The sequence below is a fragment of the Pseudomonas gorinensis genome, from assembly GCF_042015035.1.
Classification (GTDB): domain Bacteria; phylum Pseudomonadota; class Gammaproteobacteria; order Pseudomonadales; family Pseudomonadaceae; genus Aquipseudomonas; species Aquipseudomonas gorinensis.
This window is the reverse complement of the sequence record NZ_CP167125.1, coordinates 2,032,331-2,057,277: the sequence shown is the minus strand read 5'-3', so window position 1 is coordinate 2,057,277 and position 24,947 is coordinate 2,032,331. Positions and strand designations below refer to the sequence as shown.

The window sequence follows — 24,947 nt, the reverse complement described above, 5'->3', positions numbered from 1 at the left end:
TGCGGACCATAAGGAGTCATGTAATGTCATCCCTTGATAGCCTGAGAACCCTTAAAACCCTGCAAATCGACGATAAGACTTATCACTATTTCAGCCTGCCCGAAGCCGCCAAGAGCCTGGGCGACCTGGATAAGCTGCCGATGTCCCTCAAAGTGCTGCTGGAAAACCTGCTGCGCTGGGAAGACGACAAGACCGTCACCGGCACCGACCTCAAGGCCATCGCTGCCTGGCTCAAAGAGCGCCAGTCCGACCGAGAGATCCAGTACCGCCCGGCCCGGGTATTGATGCAAGACTTTACCGGCGTTCCCGCCGTGGTCGACCTCGCCGCCATGCGCGCTGCCGTGGCCAAGGCCGGTGGCGACCCGCAACGTATCAACCCGCTCTCCCCCGTGGACCTGGTCATCGACCACTCGGTGATGGTCGACAAGTTTGGCACTACCCGTGCCTTCGAACAGAACGTCGACATCGAAATGCAGCGCAACGGCGAACGCTATGCCTTCCTGCGCTGGGGCCAGAGCGCCTTCGACAACTTCAGCGTGGTGCCGCCGGGCACCGGCATCTGCCATCAGGTCAACCTCGAATACCTTGGCCGCACTGTGTGGACCAAGGACGAAGACGGCCGTACCTATGCGTTCCCCGACACCCTGGTCGGGACTGACTCCCACACCACCATGATCAACGGCCTTGGCGTATTGGGCTGGGGCGTGGGCGGTATCGAAGCGGAAGCCGCGATGCTCGGGCAGCCGGTATCGATGCTGATCCCGGAAGTGATCGGCTTCAAGCTCACTGGCAAGCTGAAAGAAGGCATCACCGCCACCGACCTGGTGCTGACCGTTACCCAGATGCTGCGTAAAAAAGGCGTGGTGGGCAAATTCGTCGAATTCTACGGCGACGGCCTGGCCGACCTGCCCCTGGCGGACCGCGCCACCATCGCCAATATGGCCCCGGAATACGGCGCCACCTGCGGTTTTTTCCCGGTGGACGACGTGACGTTGGACTACCTGCGTCTATCCGGTCGCCCGGCTGAAACCGTCAAATTGGTCGAGGCTTACACCAAGGCCCAGGGGCTGTGGCGCAACGCCGGCCAGGAGCCAGTGTTCACCGACAGCCTGGCCTTGGACATGGGCAGCGTCGAGGCCAGCCTGGCGGGGCCAAAACGCCCGCAGGACCGGGTATCGCTGCCCAATGTCGGCCAAGCCTTCAGTGACTTCCTCGACCTGCAATTCAAACCCACCAACAAGGAAGAAGGCCGCCTGGAAAGTGAAGGCGGCGGTGGTGTCGCCGTGGGCAATGCCGATCTGGTCGGCGAAACCGACTATGAGGACGACGGCCACACCTATCGCCTGAAAAACGGCGCCGTGGTGATCGCCGCCATCACCTCTTGCACCAACACCTCCAACCCCAGCGTGATGATGGCTGCCGGGCTGGTGGCAAAAAAGGCCGTGGAGAAAGGTCTCACCCGCAAACCCTGGGTAAAAACCTCGCTGGCGCCGGGTTCCAAGGTGGTCACCGACTACTACAAGGCCGCCGGCCTTACCCAATACCTCGACAAGCTCGGCTTCGACCTGGTGGGCTACGGTTGCACCACCTGTATCGGCAACTCCGGGCCGTTGCCCGAGCCGATTGAAAAAGCCATCCAGAAAGCCGACCTCGCCGTCGCTTCGGTGCTGTCCGGCAACCGTAACTTCGAAGGCCGCGTGCACCCGCTGGTGAAAACCAACTGGCTGGCCTCCCCGCCCCTGGTGGTGGCCTATGCCCTGGCCGGCACGGTACGCATCGATATCAGCAGCGAGCCTTTGGGTAACGACCAGGATGGCAATCCGGTGTACCTCAAGGACATCTGGCCGAGCAGCCAGGAAATCGCCGACGCCGTGGCCCAGGTCAGCACCGTCATGTTCCACAAGGAATACGCCGAAGTGTTTGCCGGTGACGAGCAGTGGCAAGCGATCGAAGTGCCGCAAGCCGCGACCTACGTGTGGCAGAAGGACTCCACCTACATCCAGCACCCACCGTTCTTCGATGACATTGGCGGGCCACTGCCGGTGATCAAAGACATCAAGGGCGCCAACGTGCTGGCGCTGCTGGGCGACTCGGTGACCACAGACCACATCTCCCCGGCCGGCAATATCAAGGCCGACAGCCCTGCCGGCCGCTACCTGCGTGAACAGGGTGTGGAACCGCGCGACTTCAACTCCTACGGCTCACGCCGGGGCAACCACGAAGTGATGATGCGCGGCACGTTCGCCAATATCCGTATCCGCAATGAAATGCTCGGTGGCGAAGAAGGCGGCAACACGCTATATATCCCCACGGGCGAGAAAATGTCGATCTACGACGCCGCCATGCAGTACCAGGCCAGCGGCACGCCACTGGTGGTGATCGCCGGCCAGGAATACGGCACCGGGTCAAGCCGCGACTGGGCCGCCAAGGGCACCAACCTGCTGGGCGTCAAGGCGGTGATCGCCGAGAGTTTCGAACGGATTCACCGTTCCAACCTGGTGGGCATGGGCGTGCTGCCGCTGCAGTTCAAGCTGGATCAGAACCGCAAGGCGCTGAAGCTGACCGGCAAGGAGAAGATCGACATTCTGGGGCTCACAAACGTGGAGATCGTGCCGCGGATGAACCTGACGCTGGTGATTACCCGGGAGGATGGCAGCAGCGAGAAGGTCGAGGTGTTGTGCCGGATCGATACCCTCAATGAAGTGGAATACTTCAAGGCCGGGGGCATCTTGCACTATGTGCTGCGCCAGTTAATCGCGTCCTAAGAACTAAGAACACAGGAGATCAAATGTGGGAGGGGGCTTGCCCCCGATAGCGGTGGATCAGGCAAAAATATTTAGCCTGACACACCGCCATCGGGGGCAAGCCCCCTCCCACATCAGATCAGCCGAACAGCCATTTCCACAGCAGTACCAGGACGACCACCGCCAGCACCGGCCGCGCAATGCGGTAAGCCTTCGGGTGCTTGCGCTTCCACTGCTTGACCACACCGCTGAACTTGTCGCTGAAGGACTTGCTCCAGGCGTAGGCCTGGTTGATGCCGCCGACGCGTTCATCATCCAGGTTCTGCGGTGCCGTGGCGCGCCCCAGTTGCTGGCTGACCCAGCGGTTGATGCGGGTCATCAGGCGGTTGCTCAACGGCCGCTCGATATCGCAGAACAGGATCACGCGAGTCTTCTCGGTCTCGTTCTTGACCCAGTGCACGTAGGTTTCGTCGAACATCACGTCCTCACCGTCGCGCCAGGCATAGACCTGGCCGTCGACAAAGATGCGGCAGTCGTCGGAGTTCGGCGTGGACAGCCCCAAGTGATAACGCAGGGACCCGGCAAACGGATCGCGGTGCGGGTTCAAGTGGCTGCCACCGGGCAACAGCGCAAACATTGCGCCCTTGACGTTGGGAATGCTGCTGACCAATGCCACGGTCTTCGGGCACAGCGCCTCGGCCGATGGCAGCGGTTTGTCGTACCACTTGAGGTAGAAACGCTTCCAGCCCTTCTTGAAGAACGAACCGAAACCGGCGTCATTGTTCTTTTCAGCGGCGCGAATGTAACCCTCGTCGAACAGGTGCATGGCCTCTTCGCGGATCACTTCCCAGTTGTCCTTGAGCACGTCCAGTTCCGGGAACTTGCTACGGTCCAGGTACGGCTTGGACGGCACCGCCGAGAACAGGTACATCAAGGCGTTATACGGGGCGAACAGCGCCGAATGGTTGACGAACTGACGCAACATCGGCAAACGGGCCTTGCCGCGCAGATGCACATACAGCGTGCTGCCGATAAACACCAGCAACACCGACAGTTTGGCGGCCAAAGAAAAGGTCATGCAGCAACTCCTGGAAATAAGCGCCTGGCCAGCAACCTCCCGTCAACGGGAAACCAGACGTAGCAGCCGGCCATGATAAACACTTGGGCCATTATGCAGAAGGCCCGGGCGGGCCGGCTGACACAAATCAAACATTGCAAGCGACGCTGCTGTGGCGAGCGGGCTTGTTATGGTAAGCCCACCTCTTGTGGCGAGCGGGCTTGCCCCGCGTTGGGGCGCGAAGCGGCCCCATTACAGGCGATGTGTTTTTAACTGACACACCGCGTGCGTGGTTTTGGGGCTGCTACGCAGCCCAACGCGGGGCAAGCCCGCTCGCCACAACAGGCCCGCTCGCCGCAACAAGCCTGCTCATCCCACAATAAACCCATCTACTTGCCACAGGCGATCACATCAAGCCTGGTTTTCCTGGTCGGTAAACAAATCGCTGAACAGCATGCTCGACAGGTAGCGCTCACCGGAGTCTGGCAGGATCACCACGATGGTCTTGCCCTGCATTTCCGGTTTTTCCGCCAGGCGCACGGCCACGGCCATGGCCGCGCCGCAGGAAATACCGCACAGGATGCCCTCTTCCTGCATCAGGCGCAGGGCCATGGCCTTGGATTCCTCATCGGTCACCAGTTCCACACGGTCAACCATCGACAGGTCGAGGTTTTTCGGCACGAACCCGGCACCGATGCCCTGGATCTTGTGCGGGCTGGGCTTGATCTCTTCACCGGCCAGCGCCTGCGTGATCACCGGCGACACCATGGGTTCGACGGCCACCGACAGGATCGGCTTGCCCGCGATGTTCTTGATGTAACGCGACACACCGGTAATGGTGCCGCCCGTCCCCACCCCCGCCACCAATACATCCACGGCGCCATCGGTGTCGTTCCAGATTTCCGGGCCGGTGGTTTTCTCGTGGATCGCCGGGTTGGCCGGGTTGTCGAACTGGGCCGGCATAAAGTAGCTGGCCGGGTCGCTGGCGAGGATTTCGCCGGCTTTCTCAATCGCGCCCTTCATGCCCTTAGCCGGTTCGGTCAACACCAGTTCGGCACCCAGGGCCTTGAGCACTTTGCGCCGCTCGATGCTCATGGACGCTGGCATGGTCAACACCAACTTGTAGCCACGGGCCGCGGCGACGAAGGCCAGGCCAATACCGGTATTGCCGGAAGTCGGTTCGACAATGGTCATGCCCGGCTTGAGTTTGCCGGTACTTTCGGCGTCCCAGATCATGTTTGCGCCAATGCGGCACTTCACCGAATAACCTGGGTTACGCCCTTCGATCTTGGCCAGGATGGTCACGCCACGCGGTGCGATACGGTTGATCTGAACCAGGGGCGTGTTACCGATGGAGTGCGCGTTGTCTGCAAAAATGCGGCTCATGGCGGGTCCTATTGGGCGATTTCAAGAAAGGTTCCAAGGGTATGCCTCGTGCCGCCAAGCGTCCAGTCAGAGGAACGTTGCGCGTGTCCCAACAGTCCATCTCCTACCCGCAAGGAGAACTGCCCCATGAAACGTCGCTACAGCTGGCCACTCTGGACCATTGCCGGATTACTGGTGGTCCTGGTCGCCGTGAGCATCGCGCTGCCCTATCTGGTGCGTAACTACCTGAATGACAAGCTCGCCGACATGGGCGATTACCGCGGCCAGGTTACCGACGTGGACCTCGCGCTGTGGCGTGGCGCGTACAGGATCAACGGCCTTGAGATCATCAAGGTCGACGGCAAGGTGCCCGTCCCGTTCGTCAAGGCGCCGCTGATCGACCTGGCAGTAAGCTGGCACTCTCTTTGGTACGACCACGCGGTGGTGGCCAAAGTGCTGTTTATCCAGCCCGAAGTGAACTTCGTCGACGGCGGCGCCAACAAGCAAGCCTCCCAGACCGGTAAAGGCACCGACTGGCGCGAGCAGCTGAGTAAGTTGGCCCCCATCACCCTCGATGAGGTGCGTATTGAGGACGGCAAGATCGCCTTCCACAACTTCAGTTCCAAACCCGTGGTGAAGATCGACGCGACCGACGTCAACGCCAGCTTCTACAACCTGACCAATGTGGTGAACGTCAAAGGCCGGCGCGACGCGCGGTTCGACGGCAAGGCCCTGCTGCAAGGCCAGGCCCCGCTGGAAGCCACCGCCACCTTCGACCCGCTGAGCAATTTCGAGAATTTCGAGTTTCGCTTTCGCGCCAGGGACTTGCAGCTCAAGCGCATGAATGACTTCGCCTCGGCCTATGGCAAGTTCGACTTCAAGGCCGGTACCGGGGATGTGGTGATCGAGGCCCAGGCGGAAAAAGGCCAATTGACCGGGTACATCAAGCCGCTGCTGCGTGATGTAGAGGTCTTCGACTGGCAGCAGGATGTGGAGAACAAGGACAAGAACATCTTTCGTTCGATCTGGGAGGCCGTGGTGGGCACCAGCGAGACCGTGCTGAAGAACCAGGCGAAGAACCAGTTCGCCACCCGCGTGGAACTCAGTGGCAGCGTGCATCAGCAAAATGTCAGCGCGTTCTCTGCATTTTTGGCGATTTTGCGTAACGGTTTTATCCAAGCATTCAATGCGCGCTATGAACAGCCCAAGCCCAGTGCTGACTGAACCACGCGCCTAATGGATGTGTGACCCGCCATTCAGAGACTGAATAACCCGTCTGCGTTCACAGTCGCCGGGGCCGCGCGGTATAGTCCGGGCATTGATGAATTCGAGGAATGACCGATGAAGTTCGAAGGCACCCAGGCCTACGTTGCCACCGATGACCTGAAACTGGCCGTCAACGCTGCCATCACCCTGGAGCGCCCGTTGCTGGTCAAGGGTGAGCCGGGCACCGGCAAGACCATGCTCGCCGAGCAACTGGCCGAATCCTTCGGTGCCAAGCTGATCACCTGGCACATCAAGTCCACCACCAAGGCCCACCAGGGCCTGTATGAGTACGACGCGGTCAGCCGGCTGCGCGACTCGCAATTGGGTGTGGACAAGGTGCACGACGTGCGCAACTACCTGAAGAAGGGCAAGCTCTGGGAAGCCTTCGAGTCCGAAGAGCGGGTGATCCTGCTGATCGATGAAATCGACAAGGCCGACATCGAATTCCCCAACGACCTGCTGCAAGAACTCGACAAGATGGAGTTCTACGTCTACGAAATCGACGAGACCATCAAGGCCAAGAAACGCCCGATCATCATCATTACCTCCAACAACGAAAAAGAGCTGCCGGACGCGTTCCTGCGCCGCTGCTTCTTCCACTACATCGCCTTCCCCGACCGCACCACCCTGCAAAAGATCGTCGACGTGCACTACCCCGACATCAAGAAAGACCTGGTCAGCGAAGCGCTGGACGTGTTCTTCGACGTCCGCAAAGTACCGGGCCTGAAGAAAAAGCCCTCCACCTCCGAACTGGTGGACTGGCTCAAGTTGTTGATGGCCGACAATATCGGCGAAGCCGTGCTGCGCGAACGCGACCCGACCAAGGCCATCCCGCCCCTGGCTGGCGCTCTGGTGAAGAACGAGCAAGACGTGCAATTGCTGGAACGTCTGGCGTTCATGAGCCGTCGCGGTAATCGCTAATGTTGCTCAACCTGTTCAACGAGATGCGTGCCGCCAAGGTGCCGGTGTCGGTGCGCGAGCTGCTCGACCTGATCAACGCGCTCAAGCAGCGCGTGACCTTCGCCGACATGGACGAGTTTTACTACTTGGCCCGGGCGATCCTGGTGAAGGACGAGCGGCACTTCGACAAGTTCGACCGCGCCTTCAGTGCCTATTTCAACGGCCTGGAAAAGCTCGACGACCACCTGCAGGCGCTGATCCCCGAAGACTGGCTGCGCAAGGAATTCGAGCGCTCGCTGAGCGATGAAGAGCGCGCGCAGATCCAGTCCCTGGGCGGCCTGGACAAGCTGATCGAAGCGTTCAAGAAACGCCTGGAAGAACAGAAGGAACGTCACGCAGGCGGTAACAAGTGGATCGGCACCGGCGGTACCAGCCCGTTCGGCTCCGGCGGCTACAACCCTGAAGGCATTCGCGTCGGCGACGCTGGCAAGCGCCAGGGCAAGGCGGTAAAAGTCTGGGATCAGCGCGAGTACAAGAACCTCGACGATCAGGTCGAGTTGGGTACGCGCAATATCAAGATCGCCCTGCGCCGCCTGCGCAAGTTCGCGCGCCAGGGCGCTGCCGAAGAGCTGGATATCGACGGTACCATCGACCACACCGCCCGCGATGCCGGGCTGCTGAATATCCAGATGCGCCCGGAACGGCGTAACACCATCAAGCTATTGTTGCTGTTCGATATCGGCGGCTCGATGGATGCCCACGTAAAAATCTGCGAAGAACTGTTCTCGGCGTGCAAGACCGAGTTCAAGCACCTGGAGTATTTCTACTTCCACAACTTCGTGTACGAGTCGGTGTGGAAGAACAACCAGCGCCGCACGTCGGAACGCACCTCCACCCAGGATCTGCTGCACAAGTATGGCGCCGACTACAAAGTGATCTTTATCGGCGATGCGTCGATGGCACCGTATGAAATTACCCAGGCCGGCGGCAGCGTCGAACACTGGAATGAAGAGCCGGGGTATGTGTGGATGCAGCGCTTCATGGCCAAGTACAAGAAGCTGATCTGGATTAACCCGTATCCCAAGGATACGTGGGGTTATACGGCATCGACGGGGATTGTGCGGGAGCTGGTCGAGGATCAGATGTATCCGCTCACCTTGCGCGGGCTGGAAGAAGGGATGCGGTTTTTGTCGAAGTAGCCGCAACCTGTAGCCCTCGAAGCTACAGGTTTGCTTTCAGCAGCGCTCGGCGTCGATCCAACAGAACTTCAGAAACAGCGCGGAAAACTGTTTGAGCAATTCAGCATCCTTGTGGGTGACCTTGCCGTCATTATTGACATCCTGATTGATCGAAACACTGCCTAGGCCATTGTCGTCCCCGTAAATCGCCGCGGTGTAGACAATGCTTTCATCCGTAGGTGCGCCCTCGCCCTGGTGAAAGTGCAGACGCACGGTGTCGGGTATGCCGTTGCCGCCAAAGTCGCGGGCAAACACCTTTAAGTATTTGTCGAAAGGTGCGTCGAGGCTGAACCAATTGAACTCAACAAACAATTGGGCCAGTTCAATTGCCAGTGCCCGGTCGACGGCATCGATGACGCCATCCTGGTTCACATCATCGGCAATCACCCAATCCAGCTGCCCGTCATCGGTAATATCGAAGGCCGTGGCCTGCCGGACGAGAGTCGGGGTGTGGGTATCGTCATGAAACTCCAGACTGACCACATCGGGCACATCATTATCGAGGACATCCTGTGCATAGATTTTCAAGTAGCGCATGTTGGAACCCTAGTGAATGAAGCACTAAGACTTCCACATGCACCCACTCGAACCAAGACGGCAATGCCCATCAGGCATGTGAGACTAATCCTGACCGTCATTCGGGCGCCATAACAGCGCTCAAATGAACCGGCGTAAAAAATCCACCTGCTGCCGATGCGCCGTTTCCTGCACCACCGGCGCCAGCCTCACCTTCTCCCCCGGCAGGCACTGCGCCAGGCGCGCCAACGCCAGTGGCGTCAACGCGCCCAGGCGCGGATAGCCGCCGATCGTCTGCCGATCATTGAGCAACACAATCGGCTGCCCATCCGGCGGCACCTGGATCGCGCCCAACGGAATCCCTTCGGAAATCAGTGACGGCCCCTGGTACTGCAACGGCGTGCCCAGCAAGCGCATGCCCATGCGGTCGGCGCGACTGTCCAGAGTCCAGTCGGTATTGAAGGCATCAAACAGGCTCTGGCCGCTGAACTGACCGATTTGGGCGCCGACGATCACATCCAGCGGCGCCTTGGCTGGCAACGCCGGCGTGCTCAGCACTTTCATCGCTCCGCCGGTACCGGAATAGGCCAACCGCGCGCCTTCGGCCAACGCCTCGCCAAAGCCGTTCAAGCCACCCAGTTCCTCCCGTACCACGGTGGCGCAACTGCCCAGCACATCCGGCGCATCAAACCCACCCGGTGCAGCCAGGTAAGCCCGCGCGCCGCTGAACGGTTGGGTAAAGCGCAAACGCTGACCCTTTTGCAGGATAAAACTGCGCCCAGGGCTGATCGCACGCTCATCGATGTAGGCGCCCAGGTCCGCGCCGGCCAAGGCCAGCAAGCAATATTCCTCGGCCTGTACGGTAAAGCCGCCGAGGGTAATTTCCACCACCGGCGCATCCAGCACATTGTCCAGCAGCCAATTGGCCCAGGACATCGACACCCAATCCAGCGCACCGCCCTGGGTCACGCCCAGGTGGCGCACGCCAAAACGTCCGGCGTCCTGCAACAGGCACAGCGGGGTGCTGGCCTCGATGATCAAGCGGCTCATGCCTGCGCCTCCAACGGCGTGTCATCGCCACCCAGGTTGATAAACTCGGCGTGGCTGACGGCGGCAAAACGCACCGTGTCGCCCGGTTGCATCAGGCTGTAGCCGTCGCGCTCGCGGTCAAACAACTTGGCCGGGGTGCGGCCAATCAGGTTCCAACCACCAGGGGAGACCACCGGATAGGCGGCGGTTTGCCGTTCGGCAATGCCCACGCTGCCGGCCGCCACGCGTTTGCGCGGGGTGTTGAGACGCGCAGTGGCGAGGGCTTCGTCCACCAAGCCCATAAAGGCAAAACCGGGAGCGAAGCCGAGGGCAAATACCTGGTATTCGTGGGCACTGTGGCGGCGGATGACATCCTCCACCGAAAGGCCGCTGCGCCGGCTGAGCAAGCTCAGCTCAGGCCCGACGCTCAGGTCATACCACACCGGCAGCACATGGCACTGGCCACTGCCCTGGGCCTGGGGTTGCAGGTCGGTCAGCGCCTGGTCGATCAATCCCCGTGCTTGCGCCGGGCTCAACGCAGTGAGGTCGTAATGCACCATCAAGGTGGTGTAGGACGGCACCAGATCCACCAGCGCCGTGCCAAAACCGCTGCGCAAGCGCTGGGTGGCGGCGAGCATCCACGGCATGTTGGCTTCGGCAATCACCTCGAACAGACGCACCATCAGGCAGTCGATCGCCACCACTTCAATCCGTGGCTTCATGCTGACTTCAATGCCTCGCGGATGCGCTGCACGGCGGCGATCGAACTGGCGTTGTCACCGTGCACACATAGGGTATTGGCCTGCAAGACCAAGGGGCTGCCGTCGCTGGCGGTCAGGGGTTCGCCACGGGAGAGGGTCAAGGATTGCTGGACGATGACCTCCGGATCGTGGTGCACCGCACCCGGCAATTGACGCGAAACCAGATGGCCGTTGGGGTCGTAGGCACGGTCAGCGAAGGCCTCGAACCACAGGATCACCCCATATTCGTCACCCAGTGCCTGGGCCGCGCTGTTGTCGCGGGTGGCCAGCAGCATCAGCGGCAGGTCGCCGTAGGCGGCCACGGCCTGGATCACTGCACGCAACTGCGCCGGGTTGGCCATCATGTCGTTGTACATCGCGCCATGGGGTTTGACGTAACTGACACGCCCGCCCTGGGCACGGCAGATGCCCTCCAGCGCGCCGATCTGGTAGTGCAACAGGTCCTGGATTTCCTGGGGGGTGTAGGCCATGGAGCGGCGGCCGAAACCTTGCAGGTCCTGGTACGCCGGGTGCGCGCCGACCTGTACGCCGTGTTTGAGGGCCAGGCTGACGGTCTTGCGCATGATGCTCGGGTCGCCGGCATGAAAACCGCAAGCCACGTTGGCGCAATCGATGAACGGCATGACCTCGGCATCCAGACCCAGGGTCCAGTTGCCAAAGCTTTCGCCGATGTCGCAGTTCAATAGCAGGCGGCTCACGGTGGTTGCTCCTGTAGGCTTTGTTTTTTTGTAGTGTGGGATTTTTTACACAGAACTCGCAACTTGTCCTCATACCCCAACGACGCTTATCGTGGAATGGCTCGATTTTTGGCGTTTGCGCGGTGCGGCGTCCAACTAATAAAAACCGATCCATGCATAAGAAAAAGTTGATCCCATGAATTTGAAGTTCCTCGAAACCTTCGTCTGGGTGGCCAAGCTCAAGAGTTTTCGCCTGACCGCCGAGAAGCTGTTCACCACCCAGGCCTCGATTTCCAGCCGCATTGCGGTGCTGGAGAGCGAACTGGGGGTGAAGCTGTTTCTGCGTGATTCGCGGGGCGTGAGCCTGACCCCGGAAGGCTTGAAGGTGCTCGATTATGCCGAGCAGATGATGGTGACCATGCAGGGCCTGAAGCAGTCCCTGGAGACCACCAGCAGCAAGGTCGGGCGCATCCGTATCGGCGCGATGGACACGGTGATCCACACCTGGCTGAGCCCATTGGTCGCCGAATTGATGGACCAGTTCCCCCGGGTGGAAATCGAATTGATCGCCGATACCGCACTCAACCTCAGCGATCAGCTGCAAAAAGGCTTCCTCGACCTGATCCTGCAAACTGACCTGCTCCGCCTGGAGACCGTGCGCAGCCTGGAACTGGCCAGCCACCCCATGGCCTGGATCGTCGCCAGCCAATCGATCTACAACCGCGACTACGCTTCCCTCGCCGAACTGGCCCAGGAACGCATCATCACCTACTCAAAAAACTCCCACCCCCATCAGGACGTGCTCAGCCTGATGCAGGCCAATGGCGTTGCCGCGCCACGGATGAACTGTGTGAATTCGGTGTCGGCGATTACCCGCCTGCTGCGCGATGGCTTCGGGATTGGCGCACTGCCCCCCGTGCTGGTCATCGAAGAACTGGCACGCGGTGAATTGGTGATGTTGCCCATGGCGCAGAAACTGCCGAACTTGCAGGTGGTGGTGTCGTGGCGCGTGGGGGTGGAGTTGGTGGAGGAAATTGTGGGGTTGTGCCAGAAGGTGGTGGCCAGGTATGCCGAAGAGGTTGGCGAAGAGCGGATGGTGCTCAGCAACTGAAGGAACCCAATCCAATGTGGGAGGGGGCTTGCCCCCGATAGCAGCGTGTCAGTCAATACATCAGTGACTGAACCACTGCCATCGGGGGCAAGCCCCCTCCCACAGTTGCCCCAGGTGTTGGTTAGAGACCTTTCAGGTCCCGCTCTTCAATCGGCCGGCTCTGACGCAGGCGCTTGCCGCCCAACACCACCCAGTCGATCAAGCGGAACAGGCACTCCAGGCCAAACGACAGCAACATCGCCCCACCCAGGCCCCAGCCCATGGCCTCGGGGGTCAGCAGGATCTGGTAGCTGTAGCCGTTCCAGGTTTCCAGGCGGATATCCGGGTCGGCGGCCACCGCCACTTGCAGGGCGCGGATGTACCACGGGCCTTGCATGGCCTGGAATTGCTTGTCCAACGCCACCTGGCGATCGAGCATCGCCCCCAGGCTCTTGGCATCGCTCTGGAACACCGGGTCGTCGCTGGCGCGGTAGTGGGCCACCAGGGCCTGCAAGTCGCCATTGAAGAACTGCTGCGCAGTGGACTCAAACCCGCGCAGGCCGGTCTGGGCCTCGATCAGGTGGGCTTCGACGCGCTTGGCGTAGTCGTTGATAAACCCCGGCACTTGCACACCGACCAACAAGCCAATGGCAAACAGCACCAGTCGCAAATAGCTGAGCAACATAATCGATGTCCCTACTCGGTAATGCCCTGGCTGACGCATTCACCGCGTCGCCACAGGCTCCATTGGCCCGGTTCGTAGCGGGTCCAGTTTTCGTTGTCGGTCAGCGGCTCGGTGGCAATCACCGTGACCACATCATTGGGGGTGGTTTCGGCCTGAAAATCGACAATCACGTCGACATCTTTCAGGCGTGCCGGGCCAAACGGGGCGCGCCGGGTGATCTGCGCCAGTTTGGTCGAGCAGTAGCAGAACAACCAGTCGCCATCGCTGAGCAGGCAGTTGAACACGCCTTTGCTGCGGTATTCGGCGCAGGCGGCGATCAGGTCCGGCAGCATCTGCTCAATATCGACTGGCTCCGGGAATGCCTCGCGTACGCGGTTAAGCAGGTCGCAGAACGCCGCCTCGCTATCGGTATCACCCACCGGGCGGTAGAACGTGGCGCGCGGGTTGAAGTCCGCCAACTGGCCATTATGGGCGAAACACCAGTTGCGCCCCCACAGTTCGCGCACGAACGGGTGGGTGTTGGCCAGGCTCACCTTGCCGACGTTGGCCTGGCGGATATGGCCGATCACCACTTCACTCTTGATGGGATAACGCTGCACCAGAAGGGCGACTTCCGATTCGCTGCTGGCGGCCGGGTCCTGGAACAGGCGCAGGCCACGGCCTTCGTAGAAGGCAATGCCCCAACCGTCGCGATGGGGCCCGGTACGCCCGCCGCGCTGCATCAGCCCGGTAAAGCTGAATACGATATCGGTGGGGACGTTGGCACTCATGCCCAATAATTCACACATGCCAGGGCTCTCGCTGCAGGGCGGACTACGTTAAAGGCGCGGTTCGACCCGCATACCGCTCACCGGCGCCGGGCGACGGAACGGTTCATCGTCTTCGTCTTCCGGCTCGGCAGCCAAGGCGGCATCGACCGCGGCCTTGCGCTCACGGCGGGCCTTGGCGGCACGCTCGATGGGCCAACGGATCAACACGATGACGATATACACGCCAAAGGCGATCATCGTGTACATGAACAGATCGGAGACGGCCCGCCAGGCGTTATTGCCGACCTTGAGCACCAGGTCCATCGCGGTGATGGCCACGGCCGGGGCGAACTGGGTCTTGACCGGATCGACGATGGTCGGGCTGAACAGCAGCACCGCCATCAGCAATTGCAGCGGCTCGCGCAACCAACGCCAGATCCAGCGGGTCATGCGCCACCACACCAACAGGCAGCCCAAAGCGGCGAAGGCGTAAAGGCCCCAAGCGGTCAGATAGTCGTTCTCGGTCATGGTGTCCATGGCAACGTAGGCAAACAGGCGGCTATGATAACGGCTTTTGCGTGTCGCGGCTGCAATGGCTGCCACCATCCGCCAGACAGAGAGTGATCCATGCCTTCATCGACCCACATCACTGCCGCCCCGATTGCCCGCAAAGCCCCAGGCCAGGACCCGTACGCCTGGCTGCAAGAGCGTGACAGCGCTGAAGTGCTCGATTACCTCAAGGCCGAAAACGCCTGGCTGGAAGCCCAACTCGCCGACCAGCAGGCCCTGCGCGAAACCCTGTTCGAGGAGATCAAGGGGCGCATCCTCGAAACCGACCTGTCGCTGCCCTCCCCTTGGGGCCCGTACCTGTACTACACACGCACCACCGCCGGTGACGAGTATGCCCGCCACTACCGCTGCCGCCGCCCGGCCGACGACAGCAACCAGGTGGACGCCAGCAGCGAAGAGCTGCTGCTGGACCCCAACGCCCTGGCCAATGGTGGCTTCTTCTCCCTCGGCGCGTTCAGCATCAGCCCCGACCACCAGCGCCTGGCCTACAGCCTCGACACCAATGGCGAAGAGATCTACACCCTGTACGTGAAGGAATTGGCCACCGACAAAGTCAGCGAACTGGCGTTCGACAACTGCGACGGCAGCATGACCTGGGCCAATGACAGCCTGACCCTGTTCTTCGGCGAGCTGGATGACACCCACCGCCCACACAAGCTGTATCGCTACCGCCTGGATGGTACGGCCGCGCAGGAAGTGTTCCATGAGCCCGACGGGCGTTTCTTCCTGCACTGCTACCGCTCCAGCTCAGAGCGCCAGTTGCTGCTGGCCCTGGGCAGCAAGACCACCAGCGAAATCTGGGCCCTGGACGCCAACCAGCCGCACCTGGACTTCACCTGCCTGGCACCGCGGGTCGAGGACCATGAATACGATGTCGACCACGGCCAACTGAATGGCGCGTGGACCTGGTTTATCCGCAGCAACCGTGACGGCATCAACTACGCCCTGTTTGTGGCGACCGACATTGGCGACGTGCCAACCGAGGATGAGTGGCAGAACCTGATCCCCCACAGCGACGAGGTGATGCTCGACGGCGTCAGCCTGAACGCCTACGCCATGACCCTGAGCCTGCGCATCGGCGGCCTGCCGGTGATCGAAGTGCACCCCCAAGGCGTGCCGGCCTATCGCGTGGAATTACCCGACGCCGCCTACAGCCTCTACGTCCAGAACAGCCTGGAATTCGTCAGCGACAAGATCCGCCTGCGCTATGAAGCCCTGAACCGCCCGGCCCAGGTCCGCCAGTTGGAACTGGCCAGCGGCGCGCAGCAAGTGCTCAAGGAAACCCCGGTACTCGGCGTGTTCAACGCCGATGACTACGTCAGCCGGCGCCTGTGGGCCACCTCCGCCGATGGCACCCAGGTGCCGATCAGCCTGGTGGTCAAGCGCGACCAACTCGGCAAGCCGACGCCGCTGTACCTCTACGGTTACGGCGCCTACGGCCAGAGCCTCGACCCGTGGTTCTCCCACGCCCGCCTGAGCCTGCTGGACCGTGGCGTGGCGTTCGCCATTGCCCATGTGCGCGGCGGCGGCGAGCTGGGTGAAGCCTGGTATCGCAACGGCAAGCAGGAACATAAGCAGAACACCTTCAGCGACTTTATTGCCTGTGCCGAACACCTGATCGCCGAGGGCCTGACCACCGCCCAGCAACTGGTGATCAGCGGCGGCAGTGCCGGTGGCCTGTTGATCGGCGCGGTGCTCAACCAACGCCCCGAGCTGTTCCAGGCGGCGATTGCCGAAGTGCCGTTCGTCGACGTGCTCAATACCATGCTCGACCCGGAACTGCCGTTGACCATCACCGAGTACGACGAGTGGGGCAACCCCGAGGAGCCCGAGGTGTACGCACGCATCAAGGCCTACGCGCCGTACGAAAACGTCAGCGCCCAGGCCTACCCGGCCACGCTGGTGATCGCTGGCTACAACGACAGCCGCGTGCAGTACTGGGAAGCGGCCAAGTGGGTGGCGAAGCTGCGGGCGACCGCCACCTCCGACAACCTGCTGCTGCTCAAGACCGAACTGGGCGCCGGCCACGGCGGGATGAGCGGTCGCTACCAGGGAATTCGTGACGTAGCACTCGAATATGCATTTGTATTCAAGGTGCTGGGGCTGGTGTAAGGAACTTCGCGGAGCGGTCCTGTCTGAACACAGGACCGCCACCTTTGATGGACCAAGATTGCAGCCATGGCACTACCGACGCTAATGAACACCGAAATCCGCGACATGCTCATGGACTGCGGCCTGTTCGACCCGTTGTTGCCGGAAGACTTTCACGTCGCCGCCGGCTACTTCAATATCAGCAGCATTGCCGAGGGCGAGGTGATTTTCCTCGAGGGCGATGCTGGCACCTTCATGTGCATCCTCCACAGTGGCCAGGTGGCGGTACAGAAAACCAACCACAATGGCCAACGCCTGACCATCGCCACCCTGCGCAGTGGCCGGGCCTTCGGTGAAATGGCAGTGCTCGACGGCGAGCGACGTTCCGCCAGCTGCGTGGCCGCCAGCGACTGCGTCTTGTTGAGCCTGGGCAAGGACGCCCTGGAAAAGATGCTCAATGAAACGCCCCGTGTGGCGGCTAAGATCATCCGCGCAATCGCCATCGCATTGTCCAAGCGCCTGCGCATGGCCGATGGGCAATTACTGTCCCAACAGTTTTAACCGCCGGGCGACTTCGGCTTGCTGTCGTTCTGCTGCAAGCCGGGCACCGTCTGGTCCTTCGGCGGCGTCGGCAATACGATCGGCGCCAAGGCGGGGGAGCCGTTGGTCTTGGGCACGGCCGGCGGGGTGACTTGCGGGTACAACGTCGGCGTCGGGGTGCCCGGTGCGCCTGGGGTTGGCGCTGGCGCGACCGGTACGGTTTGTAACTCCTGAGCCTGCGCCGCACCCAATGCGAGCGCGCTCAACACAATGACCGTTAGAATGCTGCACTTCATCGATGGCTCCATGGCCTGACCGGAATGTCGTAAGGCTACTCCCAACCGCGCAAGAATGCCCTTCCCAATGAGATTTCCATGAAACGTTTCGTTCTGCTCGACACCACCCCGATCCCCGATAACGGCGGTGCCTTGTGCCTGTTCGAGTACGGTGAAGATTTTGTCATCAAGATCCAGGGCGGTGACGGCGGCCAGTTGATGAACACGCGCATGCACGGTTCCGAAGACGCCCTGGCGGAAATTCCTTGCCGAAAAGTCGCCGGCCGCCCCGGTTCGCGGGTATTGATTGGCGGCCTGGGCATGGGCTTCACCCTGGCGTCGGCGCTCAAGCATTTGGGCAAGACCGCCGAGGTGGTGGTGGCTGAACTGGTGCCGGGCGTCGTGGAGTGGAACCGCGGGCCCTTGGGGGAAAAAGCCGGGCGCCCGCTGCTCGACCCGCGCACGCTGATTCGCCTGGAAGACGTGGCCAAGGTGCTGCAGGCCGAGCCCCAGGGCTTTGACGCGATCATGCTCGATGTGGACAACGGCCCCGAAGGCCTCACGCAAAAAGCCAACAGCTGGCTTTACTCCGCCGGTGGCTTGGCGGCCTGCGCCAAGGCCCTGCGGCCCAAGGGCGTGTTGGCCGTATGGTCGGCCAGTGCCGACAAGCTGTTCAGCGACAAACTGCGCAAGGCCGGTTTCAAGGCCGAGGAAGTGCAGGTGTTCGCCCATGGCAACAAGGGCACCCGGCACACCATCTGGATTGCGGAAAAGCTCAAGGGCTGAGCACCATTAACCAAACGCTGAAAATCCAATATGGGAGGGGGCTTGCCCCCGATGGCGGTCTATCAGTGCCAGGTGCAGTGACTGATCCATCGCTATCGGGGGCAAGCCCCCTCCCACATTTTTGATCCCCGATCAGTGGTGGGATTTGCGGTAATCGATCACATACGGCACTTTTTTGTCGAAGGTCTTCTCCAGCTCATCGCGGTCCAACTGGGGCATGCCGCCCAGTTGATGGGCGGTAAAGCCGCTATCCCCCACCTGTGAACCCGGCGCCAGGCTGACCATGCGCTTGGCCACCGCTTCGATGGCATCCTTGTAGCCGCCTTTCTTGTTCAGGTTGTACTGGCCCAGGTCCACCTGCGTGCGCAGCCAGTTACCCCAATAGAACTCCAGGAACTCCGGCGCGATCTCCCCAGCATCCGGCTTGCCATAGGCGGCCTTGCGGGTGAAATACACCAGGCTGCGGAAGGTGTCGTCCTGCAGGTTCTTGAACCCCAGGTGCGCCGGCAGTTGCTCCGGTGGCAGGGTCTGGCCTCGGTTGTCCTTGAGCCAGACCTTGCGGGCCGCTTCCATGCGCTGCCAGAAGCTCGCCATGTTCGGGCTGTTGCTGAAGTCGTCGGTGACCTTGACCCACATCTTCAAGCGCGGGCCGCCGCCGGGCACTTCCCACAAGGTGGTGAAACTGTGGTGACCGTCGGTCAGGTACAGCTGCCCGGCTGGGCCGACCACCACGGTTTTCATGTCCTCGGGATGGGTGCCCACCGGGTCCTTGCAGGTGAAGCTGTCGGGCTGGTGCAGGTCAGCCTTGCCGGGCACCTTGTCGGCCTCGCCCTGGCCATTGGTTTCGCAGTACTCATCGAAGACCTTGGCGGGCTTGTCGGCAAACAGCCCCAGGCTGTAGTAGATCTGGTCGAACCCCACCACGGCCTGGGTGGGGTGCAACTGGTCGAGGGCCACCTCGATCACCTGGCCGGGCTTGGGCGTGGAGAACGCCTGGGCTTGCGCCGTGAGGGCGCAGAGTAGAAGTGCAACTGTCCATGTAGGTAAACGCATAGGTTTCAGATCCTTATGAATTGAGTGAACCGATACTACAAACGATCGCCGGCGCCAGGCTGTACGGTTGCTGAAAAAGCCAGCGGTCATTTGCCCCGCAAGCGGCTAGAATCAACGCTATCCGTGACCCACCAAACAGCCAGGAGCCATGATGAGCTCGACCAACCCGCCCTCCCACACCGCCAAGCTGGACCGCATCCTTGCCGATGCCCAACGCGACCGGGAAATGGGCTACCGCGACAAAGCCCTGAAAATGTACCCCCACGTGTGCGGCCGTTGCGCCCGTGAGTTCGCCGGCAAACGCTTGAGTGAACTGACCGTACACCACCGTAACCACAATCATGATGACAATCCCCAGGACGGCTCCAACTGGGAACTGCTCTGCTTGTATTGCCACGACAACGAACACTCGCGCTACACCGACCAGCAGTACTTCGGCGAAGGCTCCACCAGCAGCCCGACGATTGCCAAGGCCACGCACAACCCGTTTGCGGCGTTGGCGGGGTTGATGAAGAAAGACGACTGAAATCCTTGTGGTGAGCAGGCTTGTTGTGGCGGGCACAGCGCTATCTATTTGTGGCGAGCGGGCTTGCCCCGCGTTGGGCTGCGCAGCAGCCCCAAAACCAGCCGCTCCTGCAATATCTGATACACCGCATTTTGCTTTATTGGGGCTGCTGCGCAGCCCAACGCGGGGCAAGCCCTAATGCCATTCAGTTAAGCGTACATCGCCTTCTGTAGGAGCGAGGGGGACGCCTAGTTCTTGCTCGCGAAAAACGTCAACGATAACGCGTGTTTCCTGAATGAACGCGGCGCCTGTAAGTTCTTCGCGAGCAAGCTCGCTCCTACAAAAAAAGCCTTAACTGAACGGCATTAGGGCAAGCCCGCTCGCCACAACAAACCTGCTCGCCACAGTAGGCCTGCTCACCACAGAAAGCCTGCTCGGCCCAAAGTCGTCGCCATTGCCCGTATAATCGCCGCTTTTATCCAAGGCACCCTTCCCCGTGGGCAATAAACGCTACAGCTGCATCGGTCTGTATAACCCAAAATCCCCCGAAAACGTCGGCTCGGTGATGCGTGCCGCCGGCTGCTACGGCGTGGCCTCGGTGTTCTACACCGGCAAGCGTTACGAGCGCGCCCGGGATTTCATCACCGACACCAAGAAGGTCCACCACGACATTCCGTTGATCGGTATCGATGACCTGAAGAAGATCCTGCCGCTCGGTTGCATCCCCGTCGCCGTCGAGCTGGTGGAGGGCGCCCGCCCGCTGCCCGAATACACCCACCCAGACCGCGCGCTGTATATCTTCGGCCCGGAAGACGGCTCGCTGGATAAAGAGATTCGCGACTGGTGCGAAGACGTGATCTACATCCCGACCACCGGCTGCATGAACCTTGCCGCCACTGTCAACGTGGTGCTCTACGACCGCCTGGCCAAGGGCAATAATACCCGCTCGGGGCCCAAGTACTGATTTTTCGGGAACATCCGCCGCCTGCAAACAGTCAGCTGCATATCACTAGCCCTTGTTGGAGACAGATCATGAGCGACAGCAAATCCCTGCGACCCATCATCGAACACACCCCTTTTGAAACCCGCCCCACACAGAACGTGCATGGCTGGGAACGCATCGGCTCGGTGGCGGGTGGCGTGATAATGGTTGGCAAAGGCCTGCGTCGTGGCGGGATTTTCGGGCTGATTCAGGTGGCCATTGGGGGTGTGGCACTGACCCGTGGTTTTACCGGACACAGCACGCTCAAGGACAAGCTGGAACAAGGTCGCCAGGAAATGAACAGCGTACGCACCAAGATCGAACGCGCCGGTGCAGAGCTGAAAAACCTCAAGACCAAGGCCGAAGTGGCGGCTGAGAAGGCTACAAAAACGGCGGGGTGATCCAAGCCTTCGGTGAGGTGGGGATCCAAATGTGGGAAGGGACTTGCCCCCTCCCACATGTTGCTTGGTGCATGGCTCGGATTTCAGCGTAACAACTTGCTGTCGAGCACCACCGACGATTCGCCGATGATGCTCTCGGCCAACTGCACAAACTCCGCGGTAGTGATGCTGTTCGCACGCATCACCGCCTGGGCCAGGTCATCGAGGGAACGCTTGTTGTGGGTTTTCACGCGGATCTCGCGGTCCAGCTCCTGCATCACCACCACGGCCCGCGCCACAATCGCTCCGCTGACGTGCTCGCCGCGCAGGCTGGTGACGTCCTTGCCTTCCTTGGCCAGCCTGGCCTGTATCGCCGCATACCGTTCATCGGTGATACCTCCGGCACGGCGCACCAGTTCAATGGCGTAGTACTCTCCCAGGCCTTCGCTGATCCAGTCACTGGTGTCATGGTCGTTGAAACGGCCAATTGCCTGCACCACTTCGCGAATCAACGGGCTGCTGCCATTCTCGCTGACCAACGGCGTGCGGCTGTTGAGGTAGATCGAGTCACGCGAAGAGAACACACCCCGGCGCATCGGGTCGCTGGCGCCGACCACCAGGAGCTTGGCGGGATGGCGTGGAAAGGCGGTTTCCACTTGCGGCCAGACGAAGGTCAGCAGCGTCAGCACATCCATGCGGCGCATGGCCTGGCCCTTGGGCGAGGCCACTGTGACTTCGGTTTCGCCCAGGCGCACACGGCGGCTGCCCAGGTTGCCGGCGAGCATCCAGCCAGTGGGGCGGTCGAACAGGCGTGAAACGTTGTCAATGCGGAACTTGTTCTTGCCAATGCGCGGCCAGGCGGTTTCGACGCTCTTCCAGCCGGCCGGCAGCTCGAACGCCAGGCGCGACACCAGCTCGACACCATCCTGCTGGTCAAGCCGTGCAGTGGGCACCAGGTCTTCACCGCGAAACAGCGCCCAGCTCGGCGTCATCCGTGTGTCATACAGGCCCGGCTTGCGTGCGTGGGTGAGGCGTACGCGGTAGGTCAGGCTGGCCTTGTCGGCGCTGGGCTGCCACACGCCACGGTGGCCACTGACTTTCCATTGCCCATCGGCCTTGAAGTCGCTGTAGTCGCCGTCATGGCCCAGGTCGAAGTTCAGGCTGCGCACCGCCGAACCCTGGGACAGGCTCACGCGGACCTCGGCCTGATCGCTCAGGGGCAGCAGCTTGACGTGATAATCCAGGTCGACTTTCTTCGCGCACCACGCCGGCATGCTCAGCGTCAGCAACACCAGGCTTGTCGCCAGCTTGGTTCCCACGGTCATACACACTCCTTTTTCAGCCGGCGCGGAAGATCAGGTAATCCTCCCAGTCATCTTCGGGCACGCTGCCTTCGCTGAGCATGCGCCCCGACTGGGAAATGCGTTCGTGGTGCACGGCGTCGCGGTCGCCGCAGACCAGGTGGTGCCACAGCGGCAGGTCCTTGCGCTCGCTGACCAGGCGATAGCCGCAGGTGGGTGGCAACCATTTGAACTGGTCGGCCTGGCCCGGGGTGAGCTGGATGCAGTCAGGCACCGAGTCGCGGCGGTTGGGATAGTCGGTGCACTGGCAGGTTTTCAGGTCCAGCAGTTTGCAGGCGATGCGCGTGTAATAGACGCTGTTGTCGTCTTCGTCCTCAAGCTTTTGCAGGCAGCACAGGCCACAGCCGTCGCACAACGACTCCCACTCCTCTTGGTCGAGCTGCTCAAGGGTTTTGCGTATCCAGAAGGGTTCGACTTTGGCGGCCATGGCTCTACATCAGTATCGGAATGTGAAAAGGCCGCCAGTCTAGTGCCCATGGCCCCCGCGGCCAAGCGCTTACGACTGGCGGTGTTGCAAGACTTGTCAGCGACTATTCATCGCAGTAGCTTTGTGGGCCGCAAAGGCCCCGTGTCGTGAGCCATAAATGCGTGACCGCATTGCCCCGATGCCCTATGGAGCCTTGAAAAAACCTTCGCCGAGCGCATCGGTGCGCCGTTTTTTTGAATCTGCGCCTGCCTGTCCAACCGTACCCATCATCGTCGTCAGGAACTGTTCATGAGCACAAACCCACGCGTTGCCGATTACCCGATCCACACCCAGTTCACCGAACGCTGGTCGCCGCGCGCCTTTACCGGTGAAAGCATTCCGCAGGAAACCTTGCTGAGTTTCTTCGAAGCCGCCCGCTGGGCGCCGTCGGCCTACAACTCGCAGCCATGGCGCTTTCTCTATGCGCGCCGTGACACGCCGGACTGGGAGCGTTTCCTCGGCCTGCTGAACGAATTCAACCGTGGCTGGGCACAACATGCGTCGGCCCTGGTGATCATCGCCTCGAAGACCGACTTCATCGCCCCCGGCGCCACGGAAGAAACCCCGGCGCTGTGGCACACCTTCGACACCGGCTCGGCCTGGGGCCACCTGGCGCTGCAAGCCAGCCTCAGCGGCTGGTACACCCACGGCATGGCCGGCTTCGATCAGGAGCTGACCCGCAAAGAGCTGAAGATTCCTGAGGGTTACGCACTGCATGCGGCGGTAGCCGTGGGCAAGCTGGGCGACAAGTCGACCCTGCCTGAGTACCTGCAAGGCCGTGAAGTGCCGAGCCCGCGCAAGCCGTTGAGCGAGCTGGTATCGGAAGGTGACTTCAGCCTCTGAAACTGTGGGAGGGGGCTTGCCCCCTCCCACATTCTTTCCCGCGTCAGGTCAGTAACCGCGCTCGAAATCCACTTCGCCGCGCAAGGCCTGCTTGGCCTGATACGCGCGCACGTTCTGCACGAACAGATCCACCATCATCCGTGGCGAGGTTGGCGCCGAGCTGTGCCCGGTCAACAGCAGGCCCCAGGCGGTCCAGAACGGGTGGCGTTGCGGCAGCGGTTCCTGGCGGCAGACGTCGATGACCGCGCCGGCCAGGTGCCCTTCCTTCAAGGCCTCGACCAGGTCGGCATCGACCACGGCCACACCGCGCCCGACGTTGATAAACAAAGCGGTCGGCTTGAATTGCTTGAACAGTGCCGCGTCGTAGAGGTCATGGGTATTGGGCGTGTTGGGCAGCAGGTTGATCACATAATCCGCCTCCCCCACCAGGCGGCCCAACTGATCAGGCCCGGCCACTTCGATAAACGGCGCCTGCTCCCGAGCGGTGCTGGCGACGCCGTACAGCTTGACGCCAAACGGCACCAGGAACTCGGCCACGCGCTGGCCGATATCACCGGTGCCGACGATCAGCGCCGTGCGCCCCGCCAGGCTCTGGCCCATGCGGTTGTCCCACTTGCGCTCGACCTGGCTGACCAGGCGCGCCAGCACTTCGCGTTCATGGCCAAGCATGTAGGTGAGGACGAACTCCGCCATGACCTGGCCAAAAATGCCCACGGCGCGGGTCAGGCGATAGTCGCGCGGCAAGCCGTCGGCCAGCAGCGGCGTAATGCCGGCCCAGGTCGACTGCAGCCACTGCGGGTGATGGCCTTGGCGCAGTAGGGTCGCCAGCAGGTCCGGCTGGCCCAGCCACACCGGGCAGTCGGCGGCCAGGCGCGACAGTTCGGCCGAATCGCCGCTGGTCAACACCTCAAGGTCAGGGGCCGCTTCGCTCAGCAACTGGGCGTAGAGCGGGTGATCCTGTTCAGCAATCAGAACACGCATGGTTCAAACCTTTCAAAAACAGTGCAGACGGCCGCCC

At 61.4% G+C, this 24,947-nt stretch carries 26 protein-coding genes; 12 read left to right on the top strand and 14 right to left on the bottom strand.

Annotated features, from left to right (window positions below):
- Positions 1–23: 23 nt before the first annotated feature.
- A complete protein-coding gene (gene acnA, locus AB7933_RS09420) occupies positions 24–2,765 on the top strand; it encodes an aconitate hydratase AcnA (protein WP_024074068.1) in 2,742 nt (913 codons plus the stop codon).
- 118 nt (positions 2,766–2,883) lie between these two features.
- Here the strand turns inward: acnA and AB7933_RS09415 are convergent, their stop codons facing one another.
- A complete protein-coding gene (locus AB7933_RS09415; protein ID WP_024074067.1) occupies positions 2,884–3,822 on the bottom strand; it encodes an aspartyl/asparaginyl beta-hydroxylase domain-containing protein in 939 nt (312 codons plus the stop codon).
- 390 nt (positions 3,823–4,212) lie between these two features.
- Positions 4,213–5,187: a cysteine synthase A gene (gene cysK, locus AB7933_RS09410; RefSeq protein WP_024074066.1), complete on the bottom strand. Its 975-nt coding sequence runs from the start codon at positions 5,185–5,187 to the stop codon at positions 4,213–4,215.
- Positions 5,188–5,313: 126 nt separating this feature from the next.
- Between cysK and AB7933_RS09405 the strand changes: the two genes are divergently transcribed.
- The 3 genes from AB7933_RS09405 to AB7933_RS09395 all read left to right on the top strand — a co-directional run bounded on the left by AB7933_RS09405 (position 5,314) and on the right by AB7933_RS09395 (position 8,531).
- Entirely contained in the window at positions 5,314–6,390 is a 1,077-nt protein-coding gene (locus AB7933_RS09405; protein WP_024074065.1) for a DUF748 domain-containing protein, read from the top strand.
- 117 nt (positions 6,391–6,507) lie between these two features.
- A complete protein-coding gene (locus AB7933_RS09400; protein WP_003210690.1) occupies positions 6,508–7,353 on the top strand; it encodes an AAA family ATPase in 846 nt (281 codons plus the stop codon).
- On the top strand, positions 7,353–8,531 hold the full coding sequence (locus tag AB7933_RS09395; protein WP_024074064.1) for a vWA domain-containing protein: 1,179 nt from the start codon (positions 7,353–7,355) through the stop codon (positions 8,529–8,531). The genes AB7933_RS09400 and AB7933_RS09395 overlap by 1 nt, the downstream gene beginning before the upstream one ends.
- Positions 8,532–8,567: 36 nt before the next feature.
- On the opposite strand, the gene AB7933_RS09390 is transcribed toward AB7933_RS09395, so the two are convergent.
- The 4 genes from AB7933_RS09390 to AB7933_RS09375 form a co-directional block, all read right to left on the bottom strand.
- Positions 8,568–9,107, bottom strand: a complete 540-nt coding sequence (locus tag AB7933_RS09390; protein ID WP_024074063.1) for a hypothetical protein — start codon at positions 9,105–9,107, stop codon at positions 8,568–8,570.
- Positions 9,108–9,227: 120 nt separating this feature from the next.
- Positions 9,228–10,136, bottom strand: coding sequence for a biotin-dependent carboxyltransferase family protein (locus AB7933_RS09385; RefSeq protein ID WP_024074062.1), 909 nt, complete (start codon positions 10,134–10,136; stop codon positions 9,228–9,230).
- Entirely contained in the window at positions 10,133–10,837 is a 705-nt protein-coding gene (locus AB7933_RS09380) for a 5-oxoprolinase subunit B family protein (RefSeq protein WP_024074061.1), read from the bottom strand. The genes AB7933_RS09385 and AB7933_RS09380 overlap by 4 nt, the downstream gene beginning before the upstream one ends.
- Positions 10,834–11,574, bottom strand: a complete 741-nt coding sequence (locus AB7933_RS09375; protein ID WP_024074060.1) for a 5-oxoprolinase subunit PxpA — start codon at positions 11,572–11,574, stop codon at positions 10,834–10,836. The genes AB7933_RS09380 and AB7933_RS09375 overlap by 4 nt, the downstream gene beginning before the upstream one ends.
- Positions 11,575–11,749: 175 nt before the next feature.
- Between AB7933_RS09375 and AB7933_RS09370 the strand changes: the two genes are divergently transcribed.
- A complete protein-coding gene (locus tag AB7933_RS09370; RefSeq protein WP_024074059.1) occupies positions 11,750–12,664 on the top strand; it encodes a LysR family transcriptional regulator in 915 nt (304 codons plus the stop codon).
- A 121-nt stretch (positions 12,665–12,785) separates the two neighbouring features.
- Here the strand turns inward: AB7933_RS09370 and AB7933_RS09365 are convergent, their stop codons facing one another.
- Genes AB7933_RS09365 through AB7933_RS09355 form a run of 3 tightly spaced genes read right to left on the bottom strand, consistent with a single transcriptional unit; the run spans position 12,786 to position 14,683 of the window.
- Positions 12,786–13,328: a DUF2937 family protein gene (locus AB7933_RS09365; RefSeq protein ID WP_024074058.1), complete on the bottom strand. Its 543-nt coding sequence runs from the start codon at positions 13,326–13,328 to the stop codon at positions 12,786–12,788.
- Positions 13,329–13,339: 11 nt separating this feature from the next.
- Entirely contained in the window at positions 13,340–14,116 is a 777-nt protein-coding gene (locus AB7933_RS09360) for a class II glutamine amidotransferase (protein WP_024074057.1), read from the bottom strand.
- 30 nt (positions 14,117–14,146) lie between these two features.
- Entirely contained in the window at positions 14,147–14,683 is a 537-nt protein-coding gene (locus AB7933_RS09355) for a hypothetical protein (protein ID WP_024074056.1), read from the bottom strand.
- Between the two features lie 21 nt (positions 14,684–14,704).
- Here AB7933_RS09355 and AB7933_RS09350 point away from each other — a divergent pair, with 21 nt between their 5' ends.
- Complete coding sequence (locus tag AB7933_RS09350; RefSeq protein WP_093235542.1) at positions 14,705–16,759, top strand: S9 family peptidase; 2,055 nt, start codon at positions 14,705–14,707, stop codon at positions 16,757–16,759.
- Positions 16,760–16,825: 66 nt separating this feature from the next.
- Positions 16,826–17,299 (top strand): cyclic nucleotide-binding domain-containing protein, encoded by a 474-nt coding sequence (locus AB7933_RS09345; protein ID WP_024074054.1) that lies wholly within the window; start codon positions 16,826–16,828, stop codon positions 17,297–17,299.
- Here the strand turns inward: AB7933_RS09345 and AB7933_RS09340 are convergent.
- Positions 17,296–17,574: a hypothetical protein gene (locus AB7933_RS09340; protein ID WP_041160864.1), complete on the bottom strand. Its 279-nt coding sequence runs from the start codon at positions 17,572–17,574 to the stop codon at positions 17,296–17,298. The genes AB7933_RS09345 and AB7933_RS09340 overlap by 4 nt on opposite strands.
- A 78-nt stretch (positions 17,575–17,652) precedes the next feature.
- Here AB7933_RS09340 and AB7933_RS09335 point away from each other — a divergent pair, with 78 nt between their 5' ends.
- Entirely contained in the window at positions 17,653–18,339 is a 687-nt protein-coding gene (locus AB7933_RS09335; protein WP_024074052.1) for a spermidine synthase, read from the top strand.
- Between the two features lie 132 nt (positions 18,340–18,471).
- On the opposite strand, the gene AB7933_RS09330 is transcribed toward AB7933_RS09335, so the two are convergent.
- The gene (locus AB7933_RS09330) at positions 18,472–19,392 is read right to left on the bottom strand and encodes a ParB/Srx family N-terminal domain-containing protein (protein WP_024074051.1); all 921 of its coding nucleotides are present in this window, start codon (positions 19,390–19,392) and stop codon (positions 18,472–18,474) included.
- 151 nt (positions 19,393–19,543) lie between these two features.
- On the opposite strand from AB7933_RS09330, the gene AB7933_RS09325 reads away from it, so the two are divergent.
- The 3 genes from AB7933_RS09325 to AB7933_RS09315 all read left to right on the top strand — a co-directional run bounded on the left by AB7933_RS09325 (position 19,544) and on the right by AB7933_RS09315 (position 21,280).
- Positions 19,544–19,918, top strand: coding sequence for a YajD family HNH nuclease (locus AB7933_RS09325; RefSeq protein ID WP_003210675.1), 375 nt, complete (start codon positions 19,544–19,546; stop codon positions 19,916–19,918).
- Positions 19,919–20,393: 475 nt separating this feature from the next.
- A complete protein-coding gene (locus tag AB7933_RS09320; RefSeq protein ID WP_003210674.1) occupies positions 20,394–20,861 on the top strand; it encodes an RNA methyltransferase in 468 nt (155 codons plus the stop codon).
- Between the two features lie 68 nt (positions 20,862–20,929).
- Positions 20,930–21,280 carry a YgaP family membrane protein gene (locus AB7933_RS09315; RefSeq protein ID WP_024074050.1) on the top strand — a complete coding sequence of 117 codons (351 nt, stop codon included), beginning with the start codon at positions 20,930–20,932 and terminating at the stop codon, positions 21,278–21,280.
- Between the two features lie 83 nt (positions 21,281–21,363).
- On the opposite strand, the gene AB7933_RS09310 is transcribed toward AB7933_RS09315, so the two are convergent.
- Positions 21,364–22,584: a hypothetical protein gene (locus AB7933_RS09310; protein ID WP_024074049.1), complete on the bottom strand. Its 1,221-nt coding sequence runs from the start codon at positions 22,582–22,584 to the stop codon at positions 21,364–21,366.
- Positions 22,585–22,597: 13 nt separating this feature from the next.
- Positions 22,598–23,047 (bottom strand): YcgN family cysteine cluster protein, encoded by a 450-nt coding sequence (locus AB7933_RS09305; protein ID WP_024074048.1) that lies wholly within the window; start codon positions 23,045–23,047, stop codon positions 22,598–22,600.
- A gap of 288 nt (positions 23,048–23,335) precedes the next feature.
- Between AB7933_RS09305 and AB7933_RS09300 the strand changes: the two genes are divergently transcribed.
- Complete coding sequence (locus AB7933_RS09300) at positions 23,336–23,929, top strand: nitroreductase family protein (RefSeq protein WP_024074047.1); 594 nt, start codon at positions 23,336–23,338, stop codon at positions 23,927–23,929.
- 48 nt (positions 23,930–23,977) lie between these two features.
- Here the strand turns inward: AB7933_RS09300 and AB7933_RS09295 are convergent, their stop codons facing one another.
- Entirely contained in the window at positions 23,978–24,910 is a 933-nt protein-coding gene (locus tag AB7933_RS09295) for a D-2-hydroxyacid dehydrogenase (RefSeq protein WP_024074046.1), read from the bottom strand.
- Between the last annotated feature and the right edge of the window lie 37 nt (positions 24,911–24,947).

Excerpts from the sequence above, each read along its gene's own strand:
- AB7933_RS09310 (WP_024074049.1), bottom strand. The coding sequence starts at position 22,584 with ATGACCGTGGGAACCAAGCTGGCGACAAGCCTGGTGTTGCTGACGCTG.
- AB7933_RS09385 (WP_024074062.1), bottom strand. The coding sequence starts at position 10,136 with ATGAGCCGCTTGATCATCGAGGCCAGCACCCCGCTGTGCCTGTTGCAG.
- AB7933_RS09300 (WP_024074047.1), top strand. The coding sequence starts at position 23,336 with ATGAGCACAAACCCACGCGTTGCCGATTACCCGATCCACACCCAGTTC.
- AB7933_RS09405 (WP_024074065.1), top strand. The coding sequence starts at position 5,314 with ATGAAACGTCGCTACAGCTGGCCACTCTGGACCATTGCCGGATTACTG.
- AB7933_RS09315 (WP_024074050.1), top strand. The coding sequence starts at position 20,930 with ATGAGCGACAGCAAATCCCTGCGACCCATCATCGAACACACCCCTTTT.
- AB7933_RS09365 (WP_024074058.1), bottom strand. The coding sequence starts at position 13,328 with ATGTTGCTCAGCTATTTGCGACTGGTGCTGTTTGCCATTGGCTTGTTG.
- AB7933_RS09400 (WP_003210690.1), top strand. The coding sequence starts at position 6,508 with ATGAAGTTCGAAGGCACCCAGGCCTACGTTGCCACCGATGACCTGAAA.
- AB7933_RS09355 (WP_024074056.1), bottom strand. The coding sequence starts at position 14,683 with ATGGTGGCAGCCATTGCAGCCGCGACACGCAAAAGCCGTTATCATAGC.
- AB7933_RS09350 (WP_093235542.1), top strand. The coding sequence starts at position 14,705 with ATGCCTTCATCGACCCACATCACTGCCGCCCCGATTGCCCGCAAAGCC.
- AB7933_RS09305 (WP_024074048.1), bottom strand. The coding sequence starts at position 23,047 with ATGGCCGCCAAAGTCGAACCCTTCTGGATACGCAAAACCCTTGAGCAG.
- AB7933_RS09380 (WP_024074061.1), bottom strand. The coding sequence starts at position 10,837 with ATGAAGCCACGGATTGAAGTGGTGGCGATCGACTGCCTGATGGTGCGT.
- AB7933_RS09360 (WP_024074057.1), bottom strand. The coding sequence starts at position 14,116 with ATGTGTGAATTATTGGGCATGAGTGCCAACGTCCCCACCGATATCGTA.
- AB7933_RS09390 (WP_024074063.1), bottom strand. The coding sequence starts at position 9,107 with ATGCGCTACTTGAAAATCTATGCACAGGATGTCCTCGATAATGATGTG.
- AB7933_RS09340 (WP_041160864.1), bottom strand. The coding sequence starts at position 17,574 with ATGAAGTGCAGCATTCTAACGGTCATTGTGTTGAGCGCGCTCGCATTG.
- cysK (WP_024074066.1), bottom strand. The coding sequence starts at position 5,187 with ATGAGCCGCATTTTTGCAGACAACGCGCACTCCATCGGTAACACGCCC.
- AB7933_RS09295 (WP_024074046.1), bottom strand. The coding sequence starts at position 24,910 with ATGCGTGTTCTGATTGCTGAACAGGATCACCCGCTCTACGCCCAGTTG.
- AB7933_RS09330 (WP_024074051.1), bottom strand. The coding sequence starts at position 19,392 with ATGCGTTTACCTACATGGACAGTTGCACTTCTACTCTGCGCCCTCACG.
- AB7933_RS09415 (WP_024074067.1), bottom strand. The coding sequence starts at position 3,822 with ATGACCTTTTCTTTGGCCGCCAAACTGTCGGTGTTGCTGGTGTTTATC.
- AB7933_RS09395 (WP_024074064.1), top strand. The coding sequence starts at position 7,353 with ATGTTGCTCAACCTGTTCAACGAGATGCGTGCCGCCAAGGTGCCGGTG.
- AB7933_RS09325 (WP_003210675.1), top strand. The coding sequence starts at position 19,544 with ATGAGCTCGACCAACCCGCCCTCCCACACCGCCAAGCTGGACCGCATC.
- AB7933_RS09345 (WP_024074054.1), top strand. The coding sequence starts at position 16,826 with ATGGCACTACCGACGCTAATGAACACCGAAATCCGCGACATGCTCATG.
- AB7933_RS09370 (WP_024074059.1), top strand. The coding sequence starts at position 11,750 with ATGAATTTGAAGTTCCTCGAAACCTTCGTCTGGGTGGCCAAGCTCAAG.
- acnA (WP_024074068.1), top strand. The coding sequence starts at position 24 with ATGTCATCCCTTGATAGCCTGAGAACCCTTAAAACCCTGCAAATCGAC.
- AB7933_RS09335 (WP_024074052.1), top strand. The coding sequence starts at position 17,653 with ATGAAACGTTTCGTTCTGCTCGACACCACCCCGATCCCCGATAACGGC.